Origin of the sequence: Gilliamella sp. B3783 (assembly GCF_026536125.1) — a bacterium.
Taxonomy (GTDB): Bacteria; Pseudomonadota; Gammaproteobacteria; order Enterobacterales; family Orbaceae; genus Gilliamella.
Map to the genome: position 1 here is coordinate 305,762 of NZ_JAFNOU010000001.1, position 26,043 is coordinate 331,804.

25 protein-coding genes and 2 tRNA genes are annotated in these 26,043 nt (G+C 33.9%); 10 read left to right on the top strand and 17 right to left on the bottom strand.

Annotated elements, in window-relative coordinates; translation table 11 throughout:
• Nucleotides 1-425: 425 nt before the first annotated feature.
• Nucleotides 426-881 (bottom strand): DNA polymerase III subunit chi, encoded by a 456-nt coding sequence (locus tag J3U59_RS01610; protein ID WP_267332609.1) that lies wholly within the window; start codon nt 879-881, stop codon nt 426-428.
• Nucleotides 882-893: 12 nt separating this feature from the next.
• Nucleotides 894-2,375, bottom strand: coding sequence for a leucyl aminopeptidase (locus J3U59_RS01615; protein ID WP_267332608.1), 1,482 nt, complete (start codon nt 2,373-2,375; stop codon nt 894-896).
• 138 nt (nt 2,376-2,513) lie between these two features.
• Between J3U59_RS01615 and lptF the strand changes: the two genes are divergently transcribed.
• Nucleotides 2,514-3,614, top strand: coding sequence for an LPS export ABC transporter permease LptF (gene lptF / locus J3U59_RS01620; protein ID WP_267332607.1), 1,101 nt, complete (start codon nt 2,514-2,516; stop codon nt 3,612-3,614).
• 12 nt (nt 3,615-3,626) lie between these two features.
• Nucleotides 3,627-4,691 carry an LPS export ABC transporter permease LptG gene (gene lptG / locus J3U59_RS01625; RefSeq protein WP_267332606.1) on the top strand — a complete coding sequence of 355 codons (1,065 nt, stop codon included), beginning with the start codon at nt 3,627-3,629 and terminating at the stop codon, nt 4,689-4,691.
• Between the two features lie 415 nt (nt 4,692-5,106).
• Here lptG and msrB read toward each other — a convergent pair whose 3' ends face one another.
• The 3 genes from msrB to msrA are packed head-to-tail and all read right to left on the bottom strand — an operon-like array spanning nt 5,107 to nt 6,668.
• The gene (msrB, locus tag J3U59_RS01630) at nt 5,107-5,544 is read right to left on the bottom strand and encodes a peptide-methionine (R)-S-oxide reductase MsrB (RefSeq protein WP_323849479.1); all 438 of its coding nucleotides are present in this window, start codon (nt 5,542-5,544) and stop codon (nt 5,107-5,109) included.
• Nucleotides 5,545-5,598: 54 nt separating this feature from the next.
• Entirely contained in the window at nt 5,599-6,117 is a 519-nt protein-coding gene (locus J3U59_RS01635; protein ID WP_267332605.1) for a cytochrome b, read from the bottom strand.
• On the bottom strand, nt 6,117-6,668 hold the full coding sequence (gene msrA / locus J3U59_RS01640; RefSeq protein ID WP_267332604.1) for a peptide-methionine (S)-S-oxide reductase MsrA: 552 nt from the start codon (nt 6,666-6,668) through the stop codon (nt 6,117-6,119). Before msrA ends, J3U59_RS01635 begins: the two co-directional genes overlap by 1 nt.
• A gap of 149 nt (nt 6,669-6,817) precedes the next feature.
• Between msrA and J3U59_RS01645 the strand changes: the two genes are divergently transcribed.
• A complete protein-coding gene (locus tag J3U59_RS01645) occupies nt 6,818-7,090 on the top strand; it encodes a DksA/TraR family C4-type zinc finger protein (protein ID WP_267332603.1) in 273 nt (90 codons plus the stop codon).
• 62 nt (nt 7,091-7,152) lie between these two features.
• On the opposite strand, the gene J3U59_RS01650 is transcribed toward J3U59_RS01645, so the two are convergent.
• Nucleotides 7,153-7,794, bottom strand: a complete 642-nt coding sequence (locus J3U59_RS01650) for a DUF421 domain-containing protein (protein WP_267332602.1) — start codon at nt 7,792-7,794, stop codon at nt 7,153-7,155.
• 470 nt (nt 7,795-8,264) lie between these two features.
• On the opposite strand from J3U59_RS01650, the gene J3U59_RS01655 reads away from it, so the two are divergent.
• Complete coding sequence (locus tag J3U59_RS01655) at nt 8,265-8,801, top strand: DUF2165 domain-containing protein (RefSeq protein ID WP_267332601.1); 537 nt, start codon at nt 8,265-8,267, stop codon at nt 8,799-8,801.
• A gap of 97 nt (nt 8,802-8,898) precedes the next feature.
• Here J3U59_RS01655 and J3U59_RS01660 read toward each other — a convergent pair whose 3' ends face one another.
• From J3U59_RS01660 to J3U59_RS01670, 3 genes are all read right to left on the bottom strand, one after another.
• A complete protein-coding gene (locus tag J3U59_RS01660; protein WP_267332600.1) occupies nt 8,899-9,648 on the bottom strand; it encodes an SDR family oxidoreductase in 750 nt (249 codons plus the stop codon).
• 22 nt (nt 9,649-9,670) lie between these two features.
• On the bottom strand, nt 9,671-10,378 hold the full coding sequence (locus J3U59_RS01665; protein WP_267332599.1) for a carboxymuconolactone decarboxylase family protein: 708 nt from the start codon (nt 10,376-10,378) through the stop codon (nt 9,671-9,673).
• A gap of 146 nt (nt 10,379-10,524) precedes the next feature.
• The gene (locus J3U59_RS01670) at nt 10,525-11,019 is read right to left on the bottom strand and encodes a cupin domain-containing protein (protein WP_267332598.1); all 495 of its coding nucleotides are present in this window, start codon (nt 11,017-11,019) and stop codon (nt 10,525-10,527) included.
• A 176-nt stretch (nt 11,020-11,195) separates the two neighbouring features.
• Here J3U59_RS01670 and J3U59_RS01675 point away from each other — a divergent pair, with 176 nt between their 5' ends.
• The gene (locus J3U59_RS01675) at nt 11,196-12,101 is read left to right on the top strand and encodes an AraC family transcriptional regulator (RefSeq protein ID WP_267332597.1); all 906 of its coding nucleotides are present in this window, start codon (nt 11,196-11,198) and stop codon (nt 12,099-12,101) included.
• Nucleotides 12,102-12,412: 311 nt separating this feature from the next.
• The gene (locus J3U59_RS01680; RefSeq protein ID WP_267332596.1) at nt 12,413-12,790 is read left to right on the top strand and encodes a carboxymuconolactone decarboxylase family protein; all 378 of its coding nucleotides are present in this window, start codon (nt 12,413-12,415) and stop codon (nt 12,788-12,790) included.
• Nucleotides 12,791-13,075: 285 nt separating this feature from the next.
• Here J3U59_RS01680 and J3U59_RS01685 read toward each other — a convergent pair.
• From J3U59_RS01685 to erpA, 3 genes are all read right to left on the bottom strand, one after another.
• Nucleotides 13,076-13,151: transfer RNA gene (locus J3U59_RS01685), tRNA-Gly, on the bottom strand.
• A gap of 17 nt (nt 13,152-13,168) precedes the next feature.
• Nucleotides 13,169-13,256, bottom strand: a tRNA-Leu gene (locus tag J3U59_RS01690).
• 222 nt (nt 13,257-13,478) lie between these two features.
• Complete coding sequence (erpA, locus tag J3U59_RS01695; RefSeq protein ID WP_267332595.1) at nt 13,479-13,817, bottom strand: iron-sulfur cluster insertion protein ErpA; 339 nt, start codon at nt 13,815-13,817, stop codon at nt 13,479-13,481.
• 156 nt (nt 13,818-13,973) lie between these two features.
• Here erpA and hemL point away from each other — a divergent pair, with 156 nt between their 5' ends.
• The gene (gene hemL / locus J3U59_RS01700; protein ID WP_267332594.1) at nt 13,974-15,287 is read left to right on the top strand and encodes a glutamate-1-semialdehyde 2,1-aminomutase; all 1,314 of its coding nucleotides are present in this window, start codon (nt 13,974-13,976) and stop codon (nt 15,285-15,287) included.
• 48 nt (nt 15,288-15,335) lie between these two features.
• On the top strand, nt 15,336-15,812 hold the full coding sequence (bcp, locus tag J3U59_RS01705) for a thioredoxin-dependent thiol peroxidase (protein WP_267332593.1): 477 nt from the start codon (nt 15,336-15,338) through the stop codon (nt 15,810-15,812).
• 21 nt (nt 15,813-15,833) lie between these two features.
• Here the strand turns inward: bcp and J3U59_RS01710 are convergent, their stop codons facing one another.
• Together J3U59_RS01710 and J3U59_RS01715 are read right to left on the bottom strand one after the other, a co-directional pair.
• The gene (locus J3U59_RS01710) at nt 15,834-16,922 is read right to left on the bottom strand and encodes an AI-2E family transporter (protein WP_065633015.1); all 1,089 of its coding nucleotides are present in this window, start codon (nt 16,920-16,922) and stop codon (nt 15,834-15,836) included.
• A gap of 55 nt (nt 16,923-16,977) precedes the next feature.
• Nucleotides 16,978-18,498 carry a helicase HerA-like C-terminal domain-containing protein gene (locus J3U59_RS01715; protein WP_267332592.1) on the bottom strand — a complete coding sequence of 507 codons (1,521 nt, stop codon included), beginning with the start codon at nt 18,496-18,498 and terminating at the stop codon, nt 16,978-16,980.
• Nucleotides 18,499-18,606: 108 nt separating this feature from the next.
• Between J3U59_RS01715 and J3U59_RS01720 the strand changes: the two genes are divergently transcribed.
• A complete protein-coding gene (locus J3U59_RS01720) occupies nt 18,607-18,822 on the top strand; it encodes a YdcH family protein (protein ID WP_267332591.1) in 216 nt (71 codons plus the stop codon).
• A 358-nt stretch (nt 18,823-19,180) separates the two neighbouring features.
• On the opposite strand, the gene mgtA is transcribed toward J3U59_RS01720, so the two are convergent.
• Complete coding sequence (gene mgtA, locus J3U59_RS01725; RefSeq protein WP_267332590.1) at nt 19,181-21,889, bottom strand: magnesium-translocating P-type ATPase; 2,709 nt, start codon at nt 21,887-21,889, stop codon at nt 19,181-19,183.
• A 696-nt stretch (nt 21,890-22,585) separates the two neighbouring features.
• Here mgtA and J3U59_RS01730 point away from each other — a divergent pair.
• Entirely contained in the window at nt 22,586-23,284 is a 699-nt protein-coding gene (locus tag J3U59_RS01730) for a hypothetical protein (RefSeq protein WP_267332589.1), read from the top strand.
• Nucleotides 23,285-23,347: 63 nt separating this feature from the next.
• On the opposite strand, the gene J3U59_RS01735 is transcribed toward J3U59_RS01730, so the two are convergent.
• Nucleotides 23,348-25,240 carry a DNA topoisomerase III gene (locus J3U59_RS01735; RefSeq protein ID WP_267332588.1) on the bottom strand — a complete coding sequence of 631 codons (1,893 nt, stop codon included), beginning with the start codon at nt 25,238-25,240 and terminating at the stop codon, nt 23,348-23,350.
• A 15-nt stretch (nt 25,241-25,255) separates the two neighbouring features.
• On the bottom strand, nt 25,256-26,029 hold the full coding sequence (locus J3U59_RS01740; RefSeq protein WP_267332587.1) for a GNAT family N-acetyltransferase: 774 nt from the start codon (nt 26,027-26,029) through the stop codon (nt 25,256-25,258).
• Between the last annotated feature and the right edge of the window lie 14 nt (nt 26,030-26,043).

Sequence of the window (26,043 nt, forward strand, 5' to 3'; positions counted from 1 at the left end):
TTAAAAAGTTGCCAAGTATTGATGAATTATTGGCTGGCTGGCTGGCTGGCTGGCTGGCTGACCTCTAATCCCTTATATTTTAACATATTAGCATATCCTTTTCTATTTTATTTACTTTTTTTTATTAATTTTTAATTAAGATTAAAAATCTGCTAAAGTATAAATAACTGAAGATGGCTGAGCAACAAGAAATCTGAGATATTTGTTAAGATTTGTTAACTTCAATCATTATCAATCTTCACCAAAATAACGGAGAGTAAACAAAATAAAAAGATAATAAACATCTGTCATTTTCTTATATAAAATGACAGAATAACAAATAGATGATAGTAAAAAAGTATTAAATTTTCATCAATACAAAACGCGAATTAGTGATGTTAATTACCCAATTTTTTATATAGTTTAACGAGTTAACTCAGTATTTTTTATTCACATAACACAGGGATAGTTTTCAAATTAAACCCCGCATCTTTATAAGATTTGTATCTTTCTCGTGCAAGCGATTTTAATCGCTCATCAACCGGAACAAAATCTATAATATTATGGTAAACAGCAGAAAAATCAGGAAATTGCTCTTGCAAGTTAATTAAGATTTGTCGATTACCATTACTGCGCTTTTGCGGCCAACAAATTTCAACAGGTGATCCGCCTTTCATGCCTTCACCTGCTAAATTATGGGGTACAAAATTATCTGTATCTAATTGCCAAAGATACTCATCAATTCTCTCTGCTTGCGTCTGATCATGACAAGTTACAAGTATACGTTGATTGTTTTGATATGCTTCAACAATTTTTTCACAAGCAAGTTTTTCATGATATAAAATACCTGATTGATCTGCTTGTGTCTGGTTTTGTAAAAGATAGAAAATGACTTTTTTCATAATAAAATGAATTTACTGAGCCATTAAATATTCAACTAACATCGCCACCGGTCGACCAGTCGCACCTTTACTCGCGCCAGATTTCCAAGCGGTTCCTGCTATATCTAAATGCGCCCATTGATATTTTTCAGTGAATCGAGACAAAAAACATGCAGCAGTAATCGTCCCACCATCGCGACCAGCAGCATTCACAATATCAGCACACGTTGATTTAATTTGATCTTGGAAATTATTATCAATTGGCAACGCCCAAGCTTTATCATCAACGTTATTTGATGCAGTAACTAATTGAGCAACTAATTGTTCATTATTACCCATCACACCAGTATAATGATGGCCTAAAGCAATAATACAAGCCCCAGTTAATGTTGCAATATCGATAACAGCTTTAGGTTGATATTTTTCAACATAGGTTAGTACATCACATAACACCAAACGACCTTCTGCATCGGTATTAATCACTTCAACCGTGATACCTGACATAGTGGTTAAAATGTCCCCAGGGCGGTAAGCATTACCATCTGGCATATTTTCACAACCCGCCATGACACCAACTACATTAATAGGTAGTGCTAGCTCGGCTACGGCTTGCATCACCCCATAAACAGTTGCTGCACCACACATGTCGTACTTCATTTCGTCCATACCGGCAGCGGGTTTAATTGAAATGCCACCTGAATCAAATGTTAATCCTTTACCAACTAAAACATAAGGTTGAGCATTTTTGTCTTTGGCACCGTTGTATTCAATAACGGTCATAATTGATTCGTTCTCTGAACCGCGACCTACCGCTAAATAAGCATTCATATTTAATTTAGCTAACTCTTTTTCGCCTAGGCACGACACGTTTAAAGATGTGTGCTTTTTACCCAATTTTTTACCTTGTTCAGCTAAATATTGGGCATTGCATACATTAGATGGCATATTGGCAATTGTTTTAGTTGCATTAACCGCTTCTGCAATAATTTGACCTTGTACTAAATAATTTGTAATAGATTTAAGCTGTTTTTTATCACTGGATACTAATGTTATTTTATTTAAACTTGGTAATGGAGATTTTTTTGATTTGAATTGATCAAAATTATAAGTTATATCGTTAATAATTTGGGGTAATTGCTTAACGATATCGTGATTAATGGCTGAGCAAATCGTTAATAAATCCCAACTAATATTTTTAACTTTCTTTTCAATTAATGTTGTAATAACGGCTTTAATTGTAGTTTTAGCTCGAGCTAAATCGAACTCTTTTAATTTACCACATCCAACAAATAATAATTTTTGTTTTAAATTATTTGAACCAGAATATAAAAATGCCGTTTTACCCAGTTCACCGCTGATATCTTCTGATTTAATTAATTGCTGAATAAAACCATTAGTAGCATCATCAACTTCTTTCAATATTGCAGACTTAGTTTTGTCGTCGTTAACAGCAATAACTAAACATTCTGATTTTTGATCTGTGATAGTAAGGCTATTTTTAATTAAAATTTCCATAAGGATTCTCTTATATTATATTCGTTGTGATTACTAATATTTTATCGGTTCATTTGGGGATAGCAACAAAAAGATAACTAAACAAAACAAATCAGATTATAATAGGCAAATTTATAGAAACGTTTAGATAGGTTAAATGTGATAATTCGTCGATATTTAGTTAAAGAAACATTAAAAACACAAGGGGCAATACTGTTTATTTTGTTATTAATTTTCTTTTCACAAAAATTAATTAGAATATTATCCAGTGCTATTGAGGGCAATATTCCACGTGATTTGATTATGCCTTTACTGGTTTTAGGTATTTCTAATATGGCCGATTTAATTTTACCTTTGAGTCTTTTTCTTGGCATTTTAGTGACTTTTGGCCGGTTGTATTCTGATAGTGAAATGGTTGCTATGCAAGCTTGTGGTGTAAAAAAGAATTTAACCTATCAAGTTGTATTTTTTCTATGTATATTGACTTGTGCATTAACCTCAATAAACTGCCTTTGGTTTGGGCCTTGGTCGAGTCTTAAACAAGATCAATTAATTGAAAATGCTAAAATTAATCCTAGTTTAGCGGGGCTTTTAGCGGGTCAATTCCAACAAACACCAGATGGTAATTCAGTCATTTATATCAACAGCGTCAATAATAATGCCTTAGATAAAGTATTTATTGCACAAATCAATCCTAAGAACAACCAACGACCTTCAATTATTATTGCTAATAAAGGTAAAACCGGTCATGATGATGATGGTAACCAGATTATTACATTAGAAGATGCCAATCGTTATGAAGGTACGGCGCAGTTAAAAGATTTTCGGATATCAAATTTTCATAATTATTTAGGCATTATAAAGCCCAAAGAGCTGGATTCTATTGATGATGAAAAAACCGATGTCCAACAATTGAGTTTAACAAATTTAATCCAAACTAAAACACTGAAAGCAGAAGCTGAATTTTATTGGCGACTAACACTTATTATTTCTGTCCCACTTATGGCATTTTTAGTTATACCGCTAAGTGTTTCTAACCCTAGGCAAGGTCGCTTGGCACAAATTTTACCCGCCCTATTGCTGTATTTGATTTATTTTCTATTAGCAAGCTCTATTAAAGCAAATGCCGGTAAAGGTCGATTAGATCCCGCCTTATGGTTTTATATCATTAATTTAATTTATTTTATAATAGCTTTGTTTTTAAACTGTTGGGATAACTTATTTATGCGTAAACTTCGTTTAAAATATATTGCATCATAAAGGAGAAAAAGGATGTTTTCGATTTTAGATCGCTATATTGGTAAAACTATTTTAAGCACAATTGGTATTTGCCTATTTTTATTAATTAGCTTATCGGGCATTATACGTTTTATCGACCAATTAAGAAAAATAAAAGTTGACTATGATGCTTTTGCTGTGGGTATCTATTCTTTATTAATGGTACCAAAAGATTTAGAGATTTTTTTCCCTATGGCTGCATTACTAGGTGCATTAATAGGTTTAGGTATATTAGCGTCTCGTAGTGAGCTAATTGTCATGGAAACGTCTGGATTTAGTCGTTTTAAAATAGCATTAGCCGTGATGAAAACAGCATTACCATTAGTGATTTTAACAATGGCGATTGGTGAATGGGTTGCTCCCGTGAGTGAACAAACTGCTCGTAATATGCGATCTGAAAAATTATATGGAAATTCATTAATGGCACAACAAAATGGTCTGTGGGCAAAAGATGGCAACGATTATGTATTTATCGGCCATGTCAATAATGATAACTCCATCTCTAATATTGATATTTATTCAGTAGATAATAATAAATTATTATCAATTACTCATGCCGAAAGTGCTGTATTTAAGGATAACATATGGACTTTATTGCAAATTGAAAGAAATGAACTAAACCAACCAAACAAAATAATTGGTAATAATATGGTATCGATGCCATGGAAAACAAACATCACACCAGACAAACTTAATATTGTTGCTTTCGATCCTGATTCACTATCTGCTTCTGGACTTTACCAATACGCCCAATATTTAAAAAGTTCAGGTCAAGACACTAAATATTATGATCTACTTTTCTGGAAAAAACTTATTAAACCGATTTCTGTTGCAGTCATGATGTTATTAGCACTTTCGTTTATTTTTGGGCCTTTACGTAGCGTATCGATGGGAGTACGTGTCATCATTGGGATAAGTTTTGGATTTATCTTCTATATTGCCGATAATCTTTTTGCACAAGCAAGTATCGTTATGGGTATCTATCCTGTGATAGGATCAATGTTAACCAGTTTAGTTTTTTTAATTATCAGCTATGTTTTATTTAAACGTAAGAATTAGCTAGCAATTTTTATATTGTTCATCCTTAATGATAGAGATAACAAGTATTTTAAAAATTATTTTTGCGCATCATTCAGTAAACACGTAGGCAAAATAATTAAGCTTTTTATCTCTATTTTAATCATCTCAATGTAGTTTGTCATAAAGAAAGATTAAATATCATAACTTTGCTTCTACCTAATTACTAAAAACAAAAAATTATTAAGCCAAAAACTCATCAGCATTGCGCTAAAAATATTTATCTTGATATCAGTCAATATTTAATCCAAAAGTTAACAGGATAATTCTATTTCAGAATTAAGCTTTCCTATTCACATATGTCATTAAAGTATAGTCGAAACCAGTGAGAGCGTTTAGAAAAAAGCTGAAAATCCTACCAATCGTCGATACGATGATAGGATTAAAATTATTCAAATTACTCAAAAAGCGGTAAGTATTGACCATAACCTGCTGCTTGAAGTTGTTCTTTCGGTATAAAGCGTAAAGCGGCAGAATTGATACAATAGCGTAATCCTCCTAATGCTTTAGGACCATCCTCAAAAACATGACCAAGATGGGAATCGGCTTTTAGTGAACGCACTTCAGTACGATGCATGCCATGACTTTGATCTAGTTTTTCAATAATGCTTTTGTTATCAATCGGTTTACTAAAACTTGGCCAACCACAACCAGAATCAAATTTATCTAAGGAGGTAAATAATGGCTCTCCCGAGACTATATCGACATATAAACCATCTTGGTGATTTGCATTGAATTCATTTTCAAAAGGCGGCTCAGTACCATTTTGTTGAGTAACATAATATTGCATCGGACTCAATGCTGACACTGCTTTTTCTTTCATTAACTTATTCATAATGCACCTAACTATTTTAAAGAGTTAAACATCAATTAATGGTAAAAATTGGCTTTACAGCATCGATTGTAATACTTTATCTCTCATCCCGAAATAATGATACAAGGCTCCTGCAATATGTAAAACCAAAAATATTGCTAACAAATAGCAACCTAACAGATGAGCACGATGAAAAAACATATACCCCGCGTTTGGCATATCGATAGCAGGAATTGAGATGACCCCAAAAACATTAAGATCATGACTACTCATCAAATACCCCGACAATGGAATTAAAAGCAATAAAATATAGATAAATCCTTGTATTGATTTTGACAAAATTCGTTGTAATTTTTTATCATAGGGCAAAACATTAGGTACGCCCTGTTTGATGTTGATATAAATGCGCCAAATCGTCAATAAAAATACCACTACGCCAAAAGATTTATGCAGTAAATAAATAGAAAACATTCCGCCTAAAAATTGCGACAAAGTGATTTTAAATAGTAACAGTGATACCACCATACAAACCAATATCGCAGATAGCCAATGGTTCCATTTTTGACAAGCACTATATTGAGGATAATTTTGCATTATTTATTTACCTTTGGACTGTTTTTATCTAACCAATGTTTGGATATAAAGTGAGAACGTCCAGAGAGTTGATAATAACGGTCATAATGTTGTGATTGTTTTTTATAGTAGTTTTGATGATACTCTTCTGCTGGATAAAATACGACAGCAGGTTCTATCTTTACTTGAATAGGACTAGAAAATCGGTGACTGTCTTCCAATGCCTGTTTAGATTCTAGCGCGAGTTTATGCTGAAATTCATTATGATAAAAAATAACGGGACGATAAGAATCGCCTCTGTCAGCAAATTGACCGCCTGCATCAGTTGGATCAATTTGTTGCCAAAAAATATTCAACAACGTTTTATAGCTAATTTTTTTCGGATCAAAAGTGATTAAAACCGCTTCGGTATGACCTGTATCACCTTGACAAACTTGTTGATAAGTAGGATTAGCTACTTGCCCCCCCGTGTATCCTGACACCACATCAATTACACCTTCATATTTATCAAAAGGTTTTACCATACACCAAAAACAACCACCTGCAAAAGTTGCTTGTTCATATTGTTGCATATAAACCTCCAATTAAACGATATTAATTAAAAGCGTTGCCAGTTACATAATACCACCATTACTGCAAACATCTCTATTATTAATCACTTTTTTTTACTTGAAAATGATTAAATTATCACCATATTGAGTTGTAAGGGGGGAATTCCATCATGGCAAGTGGCTGGGCATCGGATGATGCAGTTAATCAACAAATTGAAGGTACTATTGCAGATGCAATAGAAAACGCAAGGCGTCAATTAAATCAAGGTTTAGAAAGTGCTCATTTTTGTATTGAATGTGGTGATCCTATACCCGAAGCACGGCAATTAGCTTTACCGGGGGTTCAATATTGCTTAGTTTGCCAGCAAAATATAGATAAAACTTTAGCTAAGACGGCAAATTTATATAATCGACGTGGTAGTAAAGATAGCCAATTACGTTAGAATTTATTAAGGTGGATAGTTATTTATCCACCTATTTATAAAATAAAATCAATAAATTATGCTTATTTATTTACTTTATCGTAAGGATAAATAATTAATTTATTATCAAACCATTCAGCACAGAAAATGTCTTCTGATTTTTCATAACCCTGTTTCTTAATTTCCTCTTCAACCCAATCTTCGTTTTTATTTAATTCTTTCAAGTTTTCTTGGCTTATTTTTCCTTCCTCAATCACAAGTACGGCGATATCTTTTTCACCGTTTTTGATAATAGTTAATGATCCATTCAATTCGTACCAGACATGTTTTAATTCAGTAAAAGTACAAATTCCCTGTATATTGATTAAGGTTTCAAAATCTCTAACGGGTAAATTGGCTTTGATAAAGTTATCGGTTAATAACTTCCCATTTTTAACTAACCGAATAGGCGTACCATCAATCGCATCTCTTAAATGTGAATTTTTTGATTTAATAAATCGAATTAAAACTAATAATCCAGCCCAAATGGCGACAAGTCCAGAAGCTTGTAAAGCAGAGACAGTTGGACTAAGTAAAGCACCACCAACAAGCGCACCAATGACCATACTCCCAACCTGATCTAACTGAGACATAGGGGCAATTTGACTTTTACCAGACAATTTGACATAAATAAGTAAAATGACTAAGGCCAACAAAAACTTGGGGGCCATCTCTAATAAATACATACCTAACCTCCAGACACACTTTGTAATATTATGTAAAAAAATAAAAGTTACTTAATCTTTAATGGGTTAAAATCGATTTACTTGATAGGTATAACTTGCTAATTAATTTGAAAATAAAATGACTGATTTAACGAATAACATCACTAGTCATCTTTTACTATTTGCATGATTGAGAAAAATAGTTTCACGTTAAAATATTTTGACTAAGCGAGCCCAGTCATGCTACTAATAAATAAAAAAAATAGCAACATTAGCTGTTATTAAAATGTTTCTATCAACGTTCAACTCTTCGTTTTTTTATTTTTAATACCTGATAATATTTCTTTGATTAATTCGAGTATATATCAGGCTTATCACTAAATCATTTGTTTGTATTGATTTGTCAATTACCTAAGTGTAAATTGTGACGTTCTGGTGTCAATAACAGCACGTGATTGACAAATTTTATTGAATATTAAAAAGGTTTGGATGTGAAAGATTTATTAAATTTAATTGGAATTCAACAACTTTTAAAAGCAACAATTGCCTTTACCGTTGGTTTTTTTTGTGTATTGGTCGGATATGACAATATTATTGATTTTAATACTAATTATGCCTTTGTAAAAAGTGTATTATCGATGGATACGATGGAACCATTTTTTTCGGGAAGTCCTGCTATGACGTCTAGAGCGATCAGTAATACAACGCTCCATTTAATTGGATATTGGGTAATAATTATAGGTGAATTACTTACCGGTTTAGTCTGTCTATTTGCTTCGCTTTATATGTTTGCATCCATCAACAAATCTCGATTTGTGAATGGACAAGTGATTTATTTAGTCGGTGCAACGCTAGCCATTTTAATTTGGTACTTTGGTTTTGCTGTCATTGGTGGTGAATATTTTTCCATGTGGGCTAATAAAATGAACGGGCAATCCAAAGCTTATACATTTGCAACATTTATCTTGATCACTGCGCTGTTTGTTTATATGCCTTTATTAAAAAAAGACGATAAACTATCGGATTGAATTCAAACCAACTTTTTATATAACGATATGGATTTTTACGCTTTTTAATTTTAATTAAAGCGTAAAATCCATATCAAAAAATAGCCTGTTTACTTAGCTAAACTTGCTGACAACTAGGACGAATGATAATCTCATTCAAAGTAGTATCTACAGGTGAATTAATAGTAAAAGCAATCACTTGAGCAATGCGTTCTGGGGCAATAGCGACTTGTTGATAAAGTTTATCAATCGCGGGCTTAATATCTTGGTCGGTAATAGTATGAGTAAGCTCTGTTGCAATTGCACCGGGTGATATTACACTGACTCGTATATTACTCTTTGCCAAGGCTTCTTCTTGTCTTAAACTATCACTAATAGCTAACACCGCAGATTTTGTTGCACTATAAACACCACCGCCAGGATGAGTTATATGCCCAGCTATAGATGAAATATTAATAAAATGACCTTGTTTCTTTTGTCGCATCGGTAATAATGCCGCTGCAATGCCATATAAAGTTCCTTTAATATTAACATCGATCATTTTTTCCCATTCATCGACTTTTAATTTATCAAAAGTCGATTGTGGCATTAAACCGGCATTATTGATCCAAACATCAATTTGACCATATTCATCCAGCGCTTTTTTCGCTAACATATCAACATCATTTCGTTTTGTCACATCCGTTAATTGATAAGTCGCAATGCCAGCAGCAGAAGAGATCTCAGCAACGATTTTCTCAAGTTTATCTTTACGCCTTGCGCCTAATACAATTTTATTACCTTGGGCTGCAAGTAACTTGGCTGTAGCTTCACCAATACCACTCGATGCACCTGTTATGACAATAACCTTTTGTGAATTTTGCTTCATTATTTGTCTCCTTAACGCCTGTTTATTTCAAAACATTGACGAATGCCTGAGCTAATACATCAGCTTGCTCATTACCAACTTTAGATTGTAATATATCTCTAACTTCACGGATTTGAGCTTGAGTTAAACCTATGTTCATCGCCATATGTATGTGTGATTGAAGTTGACTATCAACACCACCAAGGCTCGCTAATGCAGCAATAGTTGCAATTTCACGGCTTTGATAATCAATATTATTACGTCCAAAAATATCACCAAATAAGTGAGCTTTTAAAAACTGATTAATCGCAGGAGCAAAATCCATCAAGCCGCCAGAAACAGGCTGTCCGACTAAATAAGTCTGAATCTCGGTACCTAACTGCAAACTGGTTTTATTAGTGGGTAAGGGATCAGGCTCTTTACCCATCATATCCTTAATGCCGTTTTGATGACGCTTATCCAAAAGTTGCTTAAAAGTTCCAATAGCATTTAAACTACGCGGAAAGCCAGTGTAAGCATACATTTGAACAAGTACTTCTTTAATTTCGTTTATCGTTAAACCATTATCTAATCCTTCTATTAATGACACTTTTAGCTTAGGCATATCACCTTGAGCGGTAAAGGCTGCAATAGGAATAATAAATTGTTGTTTTACGGTTAATTGATGGTTATCCATAGTTGATGCCTCACAAATTGTTGATAAACTCCATATCATAAAAAAAGAAATAATGACACGAACTATTTTTTGCATAGTGTTTCCTGCTAAAACAAGCTAAGCAAAATAAAAGTGACTACCATACGGTCACTTTTATACTTAAAAAATTACGTATAAACTAATAGTATAAACATTGATTAATGATGCAAATGAATAAGTTAACTTCACTATTTGCTCAATAATTACTTTTTATCGTAATATTGTTCATCGGTCACTTTTTCTAACCATTCAACATTTTTACCATCCAGTTCCTCAACCACGGAAAGATGAGTCATAGCATTGTGTGGTGATGCACCATGCCAATGTTTTACACCCGGTGGGCAAGTAATTACATCTCCAGGATGAATTTCGACAATAGGACCGCCCCATTCTTGAGTAAAGCCAACACCGGAAGTGACGACTAAAGTTTGCCCTAATGGATGAGTATGCCATGCTGAACGAGCACCGGGTTCAAATGTCACATAAGCGCCAGAGGTCCGAGATGGACTCGTAGCAGGAAATAGAGGATCGATTCTTACATCACCTGTAAAAAATTTATCTGAGCCTTTGATGGAAGCCTGTGTACCATTTTTGGTCACTTTTTGCGACATAGCATTATTCTCCTTAGCGTAAATTCGGATTGAAAAACAAGTCACAATCATTGTTGTGATTAATAATGTTATTGATAATTTTCTCATAACAATCCCATTAGTTAATTAAAGATTATCTATGCGTTACTATAAACATATCAATTAATTATCAATAGACACAATTCTATTAAATTCTTGCCTAATAATTTCAGTTACAATATTATTTTTACTGATAAGCTTTAAAATAGTTCTCACTATGTTTGGGTGAATGTTAAGGAAATCTAATGAAAAGAAGCGATCTAAACAGTGAACTGACCACAATAAATCAGCAAGTAAAACAACATATGTTACGATGGGCTCAAACTGCGGGTGACTACCCTACTGCGATAAATGGTTTGGGTATTTATCGCCGTGACATGACAGATTATAACGAAAACTGCTTCTACCAACCACTAGTATCTATTATTATTCAAGGGAGTAAACGCTCGTTAATTGGCACCGAACAACACATTTATGGTGAAGGCGATTATCTCGTTACCTCAGTTGATATTCCAGCAGTAAACTCTATAACAATTGCATCGCAAACAAAACCGTTTTTATCCCTTGCCTTATACCTTAATACGCAAATTATCAACCAACTCATCACTGAGTATCCACAGTTAGCCAATATTAAAGCCATTGCTTTCAAAGGAATTAGTATAAAAAAAGTTGAATTAGACATACTCACCGCTTTTTTTCGATTGATCCAATTACTTGATAAGCCTGAACAAATTTCGATATTAGCCCCAATGATCATCAAAGAAATCCATTATTTACTGCTTATTGGACCTTTCGGGCAACACTTGCGTTCTATCAATACAAAAGGCACACAAAGCCATCAAATTGCTTCAACAATTGATTGGCTAAAAAATCACTATAAACAACCCATTACTGTTGAAGCTTTAGCCGAAAAAGCCAATATGTCATTAGCGACTTTTCATCGTCATTTTAAACAGGTGACCACGTTAAGCCCATTACAATATCAAAAACAGTTACGTCTTTATGAAGCTCGTCGTTTAATGTTGTCAGAAAATTATCATGCTAATAGTGCCGGACTTGAGGTCGGTTATGAAAGCCAAACGCAATTTAATCGGGAGTATAAACGTCTGTTTGGTACATCGCCCTATAAGGATATTAAAAATCTTCAGTAACCCAAAAAGGGTAACTTCTAAGCTTTTGTCCAATACAAACAACATTTAGTTTATATAAACTAGCGGTTGCATAAATCTGTAACATCAAAATCGCAATTTATCAATATTACCTTGCGATAGATCATAAAAAATAAATAAAATGGATATACGATGATAGATTTAGACACATAAAATAGCGCTAAGCAGTATTCAGTATATGTAGGCTTAAGCTAACTGCTAAGCGATTAAATGGCTAAAAATCTTTCATACATGATAAAAACGACAAAAAATCCCTCATCAATTAAATAATGAAGATTAAAAGGAGTATTTAAATGACTCAATCAAGACATGAAAACGGACTTAACAATATTGAACAACTATACGGTGAATTAGGTGCAAATGGACTAACACAAAATGCTCAACTTGCACCTAAATTTGATGAATATATCTGTGATTTTGCTTATGGTGACATTTATAGTAGAAAAAGTTTATCTTTACTACAAAAACAATTAATCACCATTTCTTCGTTAATCACGCAAGGATGTGTTGAAGATGAATTAAAAATGCATATTCACGGAGGACTTAATGCCGGATTAACAGAGGAACAAGTTTTAGATATTTGTGTGCATTGCTTGCCTTATGTTGGCTTTCCTAAAGTCACCAGTGCATTAAAGACGGCTCATCAAGTTTTTAATGAACGAAAAAAATAAACAATAATCTATTAACGTTTAATCATACACAGGCATAAATATTTCTATTGATTTTGACCAATAAGATTATCAGTTTCTTGCTAAATTTTACATAAGCAGAGACTGATAACAACCGATTAGCCAAACTTCATTCATTGGAATTTTACGCTGGCTTACAGTTTGATAATCAAATTAGCATTAAATTTATTTGAGTTGTTTTTTAAACACTTAAAATAAAAGAAGAAATATACCAAGTGTTATTTTAATTTATGCTTATTGCTTGCTTAATCGATAAAAATTTATATTTGGAGCGGGAAACGAGGTTCGAACTCGCGACCTCAACCTTGGCAAGGTTGCGCTCTACCAACTGAGCTATTCCCGCATGAGAAGTGTTTTAAATGGTGCCCGGGGCGAGACTTGAACTCGCACGGCCAAAAAGGCCGAGGGATTTTAAATCCCTTGTGTCTACCGATTTCACCACCCGGGCTCAAAACTAATTACTTAAATGTAAGTGCGTTTTGAATGCTGTGCATTTTACCCATCTTAATTTTCACGTCAACAAAAAAATCAAAATAATTGATCAACTGCTCAATGTTTGTCACATTTTTAAAGAATATTTAATCTTCTACATCAAAATTGAACAATTTTACTCATTAAACATTATTTAATTCAACCTGACAAAATAAAATGGATAAAGAATAATGACAATTTAAACACTAAACGATGAGCCACAGCCACACGTAGTTGTTGCGTTCGGGTTATCAACAACAAATCGTGAACCTTGTAAGCCTTCAACATAATCAATAGTGCCACCAACAAGATATTGCAGGCTCATGGGATCAATCACCAATGCAACACCATTTTTTTCGATGGCTAGATCATCTTCATTGACTTTTTCATCAAAGGTAAAACCGTATTGAAAGCCACTACAACCCCCACCAGTTATATATACCCTTAATTTAAGATTCGGGTTTTCTTCTTCTGTTACTAATGATTTGACTTTATTTGCAGCGGCATCTGTAAAATTAATCGGTAAAGCATCGCTCATTTTTTTCTCCTAATTTAATTGTTGTTATTATATACCTTTGCTACAACAAAATACAAAATGGAAACTGCTATTCGATAAATTTATTCTAATCATCTTGAATTTAAGTTCATTTTATGAATAAATACTGCAACAAATTTTTATCAAAAAAACATGATTATGATAAATAAATTCAAATCTGAAAAATGTTACAAACAAGCCTTATCGGTTATGCCAGGTGGCGTTAATTCACCGGTTCGAGCATTTAATGGCGTTGGGGGTACACCGCTATTTATTGAGCGAGCCAATGGCGCTTATATTTATGATGTCGATGACAAGGCCTACATCGATTATGTTGGTTCATGGGGGCCAATGATTTTGGGTCATAACGATCCAGATGTTGCGAATGCCGTTATCCATGCGGTACACAACGGATTAAGTTTTGGCGCACCAACCGAGATTGAAACTAAATTAGCGACGCTTGTCACCGAGCTGATGCCTTCAATAGAAATGCTACGAATGGTGAATTCTGGAACTGAAGCCACAATGAGCGCTATTCGCCTTGCTCGAGGTTTTACCGGTCGAGATAAAATTATCAAATTTGAAGGCTGCTACCATGGACATGCCGATTATTTACTTGTAAAAGCAGGTTCTGGAGCGCTTACATTTGGTCATCCGACTTCCCCAGGTGTTCCAAATGATTTTGTTAAGCATACACTTGTATGTGATTATAATTGTCTTGAATCAGTAAAAAAACAATTTGAACAATACCCTAATGACATTGCCGCCATAATTGTTGAACCGGTTGCAGGAAATATGAACTGCATACCCGCCAACAAAGCATTTTTACAAGGCCTTCGAGATCTTTGTAATCAATACAATAGTTTATTAATTATTGATGAAGTCATGACTGGTTTTAGAATAGCACTTGGTGGTGCGCAAGAGTATTATGGTATAACGCCAGATCTAACTTGCTTAGGCAAAATTATTGGTGGAGGAATGCCGGTTGGTGCATTTGGTGGTCGTGCAGAAATAATGAATCAACTTGCACCGACAGGACCAATTTACCAAGCAGGAACACTGTCTGGTAATCCGGTAGCGATGGCAGCAGGATTTACTACCTTAACCAAGTTAACCGATGTCGGTATTTATGATGATCTTGATGAAAAAACAACGATGCTAGCAAATGGCTTATTATCGGCAGCAAAACAATACGATATTCCTTTAGTCGTCAATCATGTTGGCGCAATGTTTGGATTATTTTTTACAACTGCTGATGAAGTAACCACTTATCAAGATGTAATGAATTGTGATATTGAATTATTCAAAAAATTCTATCATTATATGCTCGAAGAAGGCATCTATTTCGCTCCTTCGGCCTTCGAAGCTGGATTTATGTCACTTAAGCATTCTAATACAGAAATCAATAAAACCATCGATGCAGCAACGCGTTTTTTTAGCAGCATTAGCAAACAAAAAAACAAAGAGTATTAATACTACTATCAATGAAAATATTAAACTATTAACATAGGTAACAAACATATGGTTAATCCACTAAAAGAAGGTGAAAAAGCCCCTCAGTTTTCGCTACCAGATCAAGATGGAGAATTAATAAGTTCGAAAGATTTTAAAGGTCAACGTATTTTGATTTATTTTTATCCAAAGGCGATGACACCCGGTTGTACAGTACAAGCCTGTAATTTACGTGACGCTATAGATGAGTTTAAAAAATACAATGTGGTGATAATTGGAATTAGTACTGATAAGCCAGAAAAATTATCACGCTTTGCTGAAAAAGAATTATTAAACTTTACGTTGCTTTCTGATGAAAATCATGAAGTTTGCCAAGCTTTTGGTACGTGGGGTGAAAAAGAGTTTATGGGTAAAAAATACGATGGCATACACCGTATTAGTTTTTTAATTAGTAAAGATGGCAAGATTGAAAAAGTCTTTGAAGATTTCAAAACTAGCAACCATCACGAAGTGGTTTTAGATTATCTTAAAAACCACGCTCAATAATTTAAAAAGCAGATTAAATCATTAATCTGCTTTCTCTTGCTTTACTTCATTAGTATTTAATTCTTCGGTTTTTGGCCAGGCATTAATAATAGCTTTGACTAACGTCGCTAAAGGTATAGCAAAAAATATTCCCCAAAATCCCCATAATCCACCAAATACTATTACAGCGACAATAATGACTAAAGGATGAAGATTAAGTTTTTCAGAAAATAGACATGGCACAAGCAAATTACCATCTAATGCTTGGATTAAAACATAAAAGAAAATCAAATACCCAAATTCAGCACTAATGCCCCATTGGAAAAGGGCAATTAAAACAACTGGAATACTTGAAATAATAATACCAATATAAGGCACTAAAACAGAAAGACCAACAATTACTGCAAGCAATAAACCATAATCTAAACCAAAGTACCAAAAAGGAATATAAACACACACCGCTAAAATAATAATATGTAACACATTACCTACAATATAATTAGATATTTGCAAATCCATTTCAGCAGCAACTTGGTTTAAAATGCTACGATTTCTTGGTAAAATTTTAGAACAGTATCCCCATATTTTAGTTTTATCTTTTAATAGAAAAAACATCATAATAGGTACCAGTACTGCATTAATAACTACCGATACCAACCCGAATAACGACACTATTGAAAACTGCAATAACGAATTACCTGTTTGTACAAACTTATTGGTAATACCTTGAATAATTGAATCAAACAGCCCAACATCAATCAATTCAGGATAATGTTGTGGCAATGAAGTGAGAAAGTTATTAGTAAAATTCAACATATTTGGAATATTGGTAATAAGACTCACACCTTGTTGCCAAACTAACGGAACTAAGATCATAAATCCTGCTAAAACGATCAAAATAAAAACAAGTAAAACAATGATAACCGCTAATGTTCTTGGGACCTTTCTTTTATTCAGATAATTGACAGGTGTATTGAGTAAATAAGAAAGCACGATAGCAATTAAAATCGGTAACAATATTTTATTGAAAAAATAGATGATAAAAAAAAGAAAAATGATCACAGCCATTAATGAAACAACATGAGGATCACTAAATCGCCTTTTATACCACTCAATAAACAACTTTAACATGCAAATACTCCTAATTTTGCTTTCTAATTGTAACCAATCATCGTTTTTAGTTTAGTTACTTTTTAAATCCACCCAAAATCCCACGGGTAATTTGTTTGCCAATTTGATTCACAACTTGTCTGGTTGCACTTTTAACGACTTGCTGTGCTAATCCATCGTGTTGTCCGCCTTTTGGTCCTTTGCTACCAAAAATCAAAGAACTCAGCACATCCATTATGCCACCATGGTTTTGTTGGTTTGCTTCAGTTTGATCACCTTGTTGTTTAGATTCAAATTGGTTGGTAGTTGAATTATTAAAGCTAAAACCAGCCTGAATTTTTTCATAAGCAGACTCTCGATCGAATGTTTGCGAATATTTTTTATAGAATGGTGAGTCATGGATGATGGCGGCTTGTTTATCTTCTGGCATAGGGCCCATTTGTGAACAGGGTGCAATAACAAATGCACGTTCTACCATATTGGGGCGACCTTTCTCATCGAGAAACGAGATCAATGCTTCCCCAACCCCAAGTTCCATAATGGCTTTTTCTGTATCAAAACTTGGATTAGCTCGCATTGTTTGAGCTGCAACCTTAACAGCCTTTTGATCTTTAGGGGTAAAGGCACGTAACGCATGTTGCACTCGATTACCTAATTGACCAAGTACTGTATCGGGAATATCGGTAGGATTTTGCGTCGCAAAATAAACCCCAACGCCTTTAGAACGAATTAAGCGCACCACTTGCTCTATTTTTTCGAGTAATGCCGGTGAAGTATCATTAAATAGTAGATGCGCTTCATCAAAAAAGAAAATAAGTTTAGGCTTTTCAAGATCGCCAACTTCGGGCAGATGCTCAAATAGTTCTGATAATAGCCATAATAAAAACACCGAGTAGAGTTTTGGCGAATTATATAATTTTTCTGCAGACAAAATATTTACAACACCACGCCCTTGATCATTGATTTGCATTAGATCTGCAATCTCAAGCATAGGTTCACCTAAGAAAAATTCTGCTCCTTGTTGCTCAAGCGTCAATAAACTACGCTGAATAGCACCAATCGAGGATGCAGAGATATTACCATATTGAGTTGTAAATTTTTTTGCGTTATCGCCAATAAACTGAATCAGTGAACGTAGATCTTTAAAATCAATTAAAAGTAAACCGTTATCATCAGCAATTTTAAAAATAAGCTGTAACACGCCCGCTTGGGTATCATTAAGGTTCAATAATCTTGCTATCAGAATCGGTCCGATATCAGAAACAGTACTGCGAACAGGTATTCCCTTCTGAGCAAAAACATCCCATAATTCCATAGGACAGGAATCGGGGGTCCAGTTTGAAACGTGAATATTATCTAAGCGAGCTTGTAATTTAGGCGTCAAAACCCCTTTTTCACCAATACCAGTTAAATCACCCTTAACATCGGCTAAAAAAACCGGTACACCAATTTGTGAAAAGCTCTCGGCCATTTTTTGCAACGTGACGGTTTTACCTGTTCCAGTCGCACCTGTTATCAAACCATGTCGATTTGCCATTGAAGCAAGAATAGACAAATCTTTACTATCACTTTTTGCAATAACAATCGATTCACTCATGGATTAATCCTCATAAAAATTGCTATTAAAACAACTAAGAATATTGTAAGCTGAAACAGCAATAACTGCTATTATTATTATTTTATCGAGTAGAAATAAGGAGTTACTATGTTCCCTGAATATCGAGAGTTAATCTCAAAATTAAAAAGTACTGATTTACACTTTCAAAAATTATTTGATGAGCATAATGAATTAGATCAAAAAATTAAAAACATTGAATCAGGCATTGCTGTCGATACAACTGAAATGTTAGAAACATTGAAAAAACAAAAATTAAAATTAAAAGATGAACTTTATGAAATACTAAAAAAAGCGTCTGACTAGCAAATTGAATCTATGTTTCGAATACATCGATTGTTGAACTAAAAAAATAAACCCCAAATTCTGGGGTTTATTATAATACTATCTACGATATGATTAGCTACTTTTCACCAATTGTTCTTGTGTTTTTTTCTGTTTACGGCTTTTAATTAGCATAATTGAATTTTTATGTGGTGTCTTCATGTATATTTCCTTCTTATTATTGTTATATAATCTAATTTTATAATATAGTGGTTTTATTTAAAAAATCAACCTTTGTATTTATAGTCCCAAACGACGAGTATTTAGGCTTTACATGGCTTAATTGAATTGATGATATAAGTGATGTAATACTTACATCACTTATATTGACATAATAAATTTAAAACCATTGGCCAAAACGTTTTATATAAATACGTTTCATTAATTGAGCCACACAACAGTAACTAAATAGCGTTGCAATTAGCCAAGGAAAATATGTCCACGGTAAAGGCTCAAGCCCAATTAGGCTCCCTAGCGGTGAAAAAGGTATATAAATACCAATAGCCATAATAAATAATGTCATCACTATCACAGGGAAAGCGGCTGTGCTTTGTACAAAAGGAATTTTTTGCGTTCTAAGCATATGAACAACAAGCGTTTGGGAAAGTAACCCCTCTATAAACCAACCGGAATGGAATAAAGCCTGAGCTTCAATGCTATTCGCACTAAACACAAACCACATAAGAGCATAAGTGGTAATATCAAAAATAGACGATGTTGGCCCAATCCAGATCATAAAGCGTCTAATATTTAACGCATCCCATTTTCGAGGTTTTTGTAAAAACTCTTCATCCATCTTATCCCAAGGTAATGATAATTGCGAAATATCATATAATAAGTTTTGAATTAATAAATGAATCGCGAGCATGGGTAAAAATGGTAAAAAGGCACTAGCCACTAATACAGAAAAGATGTTACCAAAGTTAGAACTTGCGGTCATATTTAGGTATTTCATAATATTACCGAACGTTTCGCGTCCACAAATTACACCTTCTTCTAGTACAAGTAAGCTTTTCTCAAGCAAAATGATATCGGCTGACTCTTTAGCAATATCAGTAGCTGTGTCCACTGAAATACCAACATCGGCATCACGCAGTGCAGGTGCATCATTAATCCCATCCCCTAAAAACCCAACCGTATGACCATTATCCTGTAATAATCGAATAATACGTGATTTTTGTAGTGGCGTTAACTTAGCAAAGATTGTGCGTTGTTCTATTTGTACTTTGAGCTGATTATCATCCATTTTTTCAATTTCAGTTCCTAACAATGGAATCCCTGGCTCTAATCCCACTTCGCGACACACTTTAATAGTGATAATCTCGTTATCGCCTGTTAACACTTTAACGGCAACACCATGTTCATTTAATGCTGAAATAGCTTCATATGCGCTCTCTTTTGGTGGATCTAAAAACGTCAAAAAACCACGAATTGCTAATGCTTTTTCATCTTGCACATTGTATTGATTTTTTGTTTCGCCTACGGCAATATTTTTTACACCAACGGCTAATACTCTAAATCCATCTTTATTATAATTATGAGCAAGTTCAATCAGCGCTTGTTTACGGTTATCGTCTAATGGTAAATATTCACCATTTTCATAAACATAACTCGAAATAGACAGCATCTCTTCAACTGCCCCTTTACAAATCATTAAATGACTATAATCAGCATTTTGTACCACAACGGATAAACGGCGACGGACAAAATCAAACGGCAATTCATCAATTTTTTTATAAAGGCCAACACCCACTTTTTTAACACTAGTTTTTTCTTCAGCAAAACGAATGATTGCTTTATCCATCAAGTTTTTCATTCCACTTTGATAGTAGCTATTGAGCCATGCCAGTTGTAAAACAGAGGGATCAACCTGCCCATTAATGTCTAAGTGATGTTCTAAAATGATTTTATCTTGTGTTAATGTACCTGTTTTATCTGTACATAAAATGTCCATCGCTCCAAAGTTTTGGATGGCATTTAAACGTTTTACCACCACTTTTCGTTTTGCCATGCCAACCGCACCTTTAGCTAGATTTGCACTAACAATCATTGGTAACATTTCTGGCGTTAACCCGACAGCAACAGCTAATGCAAATAGTGTAGCTTCGCCCCAGTCCCCTTTAGAAAACCCATTTATTAAAAGGACAATTGGTACCATAATAAGCATAAAACGAATCAGTAACCAACTTACACTGTTCACACCTCGGTCAAATGAGGTTTCAGCGCGAGATCCAACAATAGATTTAGCCAATGAACCAAAGTGGGTATCTGCCCCAGTAGCCACAACAATTGCTTTTGCCGTTCCACTCACTACATTGGTTCCCATAAAGCAAACATTGTTCACATCAAGAATATTACCTTTAGATATATCTGCTTGATTAACCTGATCACTATTTTTTTGTGAAACGGCGCCTAATGTATCGTATTTTTCAACGGGAATGGATTCACCGGTTAACACTGCTTGACTCACAAATAAATCACGAGACTCAATTAACCGAATATCAGCCGGTATCATGTCACCAGCCGACAAATAAACAATATCCCCTGGCACGATTTCATTCAACGGAATTTCGTAATGTTCAGGATTCATATCTTTATGTGGACGCCTTAACACGGTAGCGGTTGTGCGAATCATCGATTTTAATGCTTCCGCTGCTTTATTCGATCTGAACTCTTGCCAAAATCGTAATAAACCACTAAGTGTCACCATCGTTAATATGATAATAATACTTGTTAAATCGGTTTCTTCACCTTTTTGTAAAGGTAACCAATAATCAGTAATAAAACTGACAATGGCTAAAATTAGTAATACAAAAATGAAAGGATTATTAAAAGCCATCAATAATTGCACAATAAAAGAAGGAACTTTTTCTCGTGCGACTTCATTTTTTCCATATTGTTCGATTCGTTCTTTCGCATTTTCTTGCGTTAAGCCAGAGAGGCTGGTTTGATATTTAGACAAAATAGTTTCAAGACTATTTTGCGCCTCTTTAATTGCTTTCACGCCGACTTGATTTTCGTTATTTATATTTGATGTATGTTTTGTCATCTTTTGTACCTTAACTCATCATTTTTTGACAAAAAGATCCCGTCATCTAGTTGGCAAATCAACTATAGACAATCAAAATTTGTGAATAACCATAAATTTATTGCATAGCAAAACTAACCTTGTAGGTTGGTATGTCGCAAAAATCTATTAGTAATAAGAAAATTAAATGTGTATTAGATACAACTCGGTGGTTCTAAATGTTTTTCAGACAGATATAAAACACATAGCATATGTGTATGTGCGCAATGATGTTTTGAATTTATGTGATAGCGTGTAGAAAAATGCATATCGTTCACCGTTACCGTTTATCAATTTTCGGCTTGTGAACTGAAAAAATGAATATTTAGACAGGTCATTAACCGATGGTGATTTGTTTTAATTTGTCTCCCCAGCTGTTGGGGTGACCCGAATGAGCGTCCATATTTCTCCTGTAAACTGAACTAAACCCTTTGCGTTTCAACTTTCCCTAACCCTCATTTTTAACCACCTAATAGTTAAAAAAGTAAGAAAAGCCCAAAGGCGGGCAAGTTATACGCTTTTAAAAAAAAGAAGTCAACCTATTATGGCAAATAATGGCTTTGAACGCTTAAAAACAGCACTTATTGCCTTAACTGCAACAATTTTAGTGTAGAATTGATACACGTTTTATCCATAATCCGTTACAATATGATAACTGTTTAAACTAGGATAAATAGAATGGAATTAAGTACATTATTTAATGATAATTGGCTCAACTTAATCGTTATTTTTGCACTATCAATAATTGCGTTTGTTTTCAAAAAAAAACCTAAAAGTAACTATTTTGAAAATATTATTAAGTACACTGATATTTTAGAAAAAACACCACAGCCACAATATCAAAAAGACTATTTAAACAATATTAAAAAGAAATTACTCTGGGAAAAAGTGTGTTTTTATCGTTCAGGCAATCGTAACAAGGAGAGAATTGCTATATCCTTAATCAATAGTGATATTTATAACATTATTGATTTAACACAGTTAAATTCATTAACCCAATACTTTGCTATTGAAAAAAATAAAATTTACCCTTTAAAACTTTTTCTCGTTAAAGAATTTGTTGTGAGCTGTATAGCTGCTGTTATTGCTATTATTTTTGTACTATCTAATCTCAACACTATTTTTAAATCACCTGAAATTATTAGTGTAATCATTGCTATATTAACCATTTTTATCATCACAATTATTATTAGCCAATTTATTGTGCCTGTAATAAAAAGACTCAATATGCTTAGATTGATTCTTAAGGATAACGATTTCCTTAATCGAGCCAATCACCAACTTGCCGTTATTATTAAAGATGATCAAAAAATCAATATATCCATTGCCGAGCAAGTTTTTGTTCAAAATGAGCAAGAGAGCGATAACAATAATTAAAAATAAGTAATATGTCACACTGACAAATAACCGGATTTAAGTATCAGTTTTAAATCAAGAAAATTAAGATTGAATATTTAATCGACTATTTCTGAGTTGCTCAACTAAATTCACCAGTGATGAATTTAGTTGACACATAAATTCCTGATAAGAAAATTCCTTTTTACTTATTTGATCTAATTGTAATTCCCAATGGGCAGTCATATCTGGCATAGACATTGTTTCTGGAATTGAAAGTATCAAATTCCGGCCAACTTGCGTTGATCGAATAGATTTGCCTTGTCGAGTTAAAAATTGACGCTTAAATAAAAGTTCAATGATGCCAGCTCTAGTTGCTTCAGTGCCTAATCCATCTGTCTCACGCAATATTTTTTTTACTTCAGGATCTTTGACAAATCGCGCAATACCAGTCATAGCAGAAAGCAAGGTAGCATCAGTAAATGGCCTTGGTGGCACAGTTTGTTTGTCCACCAGTTCAGCATCAATACACTGCACACTATCACCTTTTTTTACTAATTTAGTCAATAAAGGGCTATTTTCACTACTCTCTAATTCCCCTTCATTTTGACTATTTTTAGTGCTGAATAATACTTTCCATCCCTCATCAAGCATTTGATTAGCCTTCGCAACAAATTTACCACCTTCAATATCAACATCAATTTGTAATTCTGCATATTTATAAGCCGTATAAAATTGAGCCAGATACTGCGTTGCAATAACTTGATAAACCGATTTTTCATGCTCTGATAAATTACTCATTTTGACTTTGCGTAAAGTAGGAATAATGGCATGGTGAGCTTCGACTTTTTTATCATTCCAAGCTTTAGAACGTAGTGTAAAATCAGCATTATCCACAGCAGTTTGCAGTTGTGGGCAATTATTTTCGATAGCAGATTTTACGCCATTAATCTGCTTTAGATGATCTTGGGGTAAAAATCGACAATCAGATCTTGGATAGGTAATTAATTTATGTTTTTCATATAAAGATTGGCAAATATCTAATACTTCTTGAGCACTTAATCCATTTTTTTTAGCCATCTCAATTTGTAAAGCAGATAAATTAAATGGCATTGGTGGAGCTAACTCTTTCTTTTTATTACTTACTTTATCGATAATGCCTGTTTGATTTTTTATCCTTTGACAAACATTCTCAGCCAATTTTTTAACTAATATTCGTCCCTCCTCATCTTGATAAGGGGAACAAGCCTCACTTGGTTGCCATTTGGCTTTAAAGATCTCTTTATGTTTAGTTTCTAAAACGGCATAGACTTCATAAAAAGATTTAGGAACAAACTGTTCAATATCTAAATCACGCCTTACCACTAAACCTAATACAGGCGTTTGTACACGCCCAATTGATAATACACCTCGGTAACCATTGCGTTGCCCAGCTATAGTACATAATCGGCTCATATTAATCCCATAAAGCCAATCAGCTCGAGCTCTTGCTAATGCCGAGGTCGATAAAGGAATAAAATCTTGGTTACTACGTAACTGTTCCAACGATTTTTCTACAGCACTAGCATTTAAATCACTAATTAAACAACGTTGAATAGTTTTACGTTTCTCTGGTAATAATTGACAATAATTGAGCACTTCATCAACCAGCAATTGCCCTTCTCTATCGGGGTCGCCAGCATGCACTATTTGACCGGCTGATTTAATCAAATCGACCAATATATTGAATTGTTTTTCAGTACTGCTTTTTGGTGTTAATAGCCATTTTTCGGGCACAATAGGCAAATCAGCAATGGTCCATTTTTTATAACGTTGATCATAGGCTTCCGGAGTAGCTTGTTCCAATAAGTGACCAATACACCAACTGACAATATCCCCATTGCTGGCTTTAATAAAACCATTACCTTTTTGATGAGGCTTAGGTAACACATCAGCAATGGCTTTTGCCAAACTTGGTTTTTCGGCAATAAAAAGACGATAGAATTGATTAGATTGCATAATACGTTATATTAATCATGAATGCCAAATATGATAAGCTTGATAAGGTTTATTTAGTATAAAACCTAGTTTAGTCGCCATTTTTAAAGACGCATGATTATGTGCATCCCATTTGGGTGATATCTGACGTTCCAGACAGGTTAAAATTAACTTTGCTGAGCAAATCAAACCAAGACCTTTCCGTCTGTGTTGCGCTATTGTGTCGACTTCTATTTCAATACAATTATTATATGCCAAATAAGAAGACGCCCCAGAAACAATAATATTATCTTTCAAAATAACATATCCTAATCCATATTTTCTAAACTCAGAATAAGCGTTAAAATTGTTGCATAAGTCCTTAGACCATTCAAGCGAAGTAATCTGTTGATAATCATTTTCATCAATTGCTTTTAGTCGATAACCTTCAGATAGTTGTGAAACGATAGCTTGTAGTTTTTGGCGTTCAAATAATGGTTCAGAATAAAAACTATAACGGGTAAATTTCTCATAACAACTGGGATATGTCCGTTCTATCAAACTTTGCCAAGTTTGATCATCTGCAATAACAATAAAATAATTGTTACCATAAATTGTTGGAATATAGCTGAGCATATCCTGATTGGGGCAACCTGCACAAAAAAAGAAACAACCAACATTCACGACTGCAGAGTTGGGTTGTAAAGCGTTATCAGTGTATGCATAACCAATATTGCCTTGCCAATAAGCCTGCAAAAGGGATTGATGAAATTTTTTAAATAATGGCTTGATAGCTTTAACATCGGTAACGTTATGAAAGTTCACCATCATCTACCCTGTTTGAC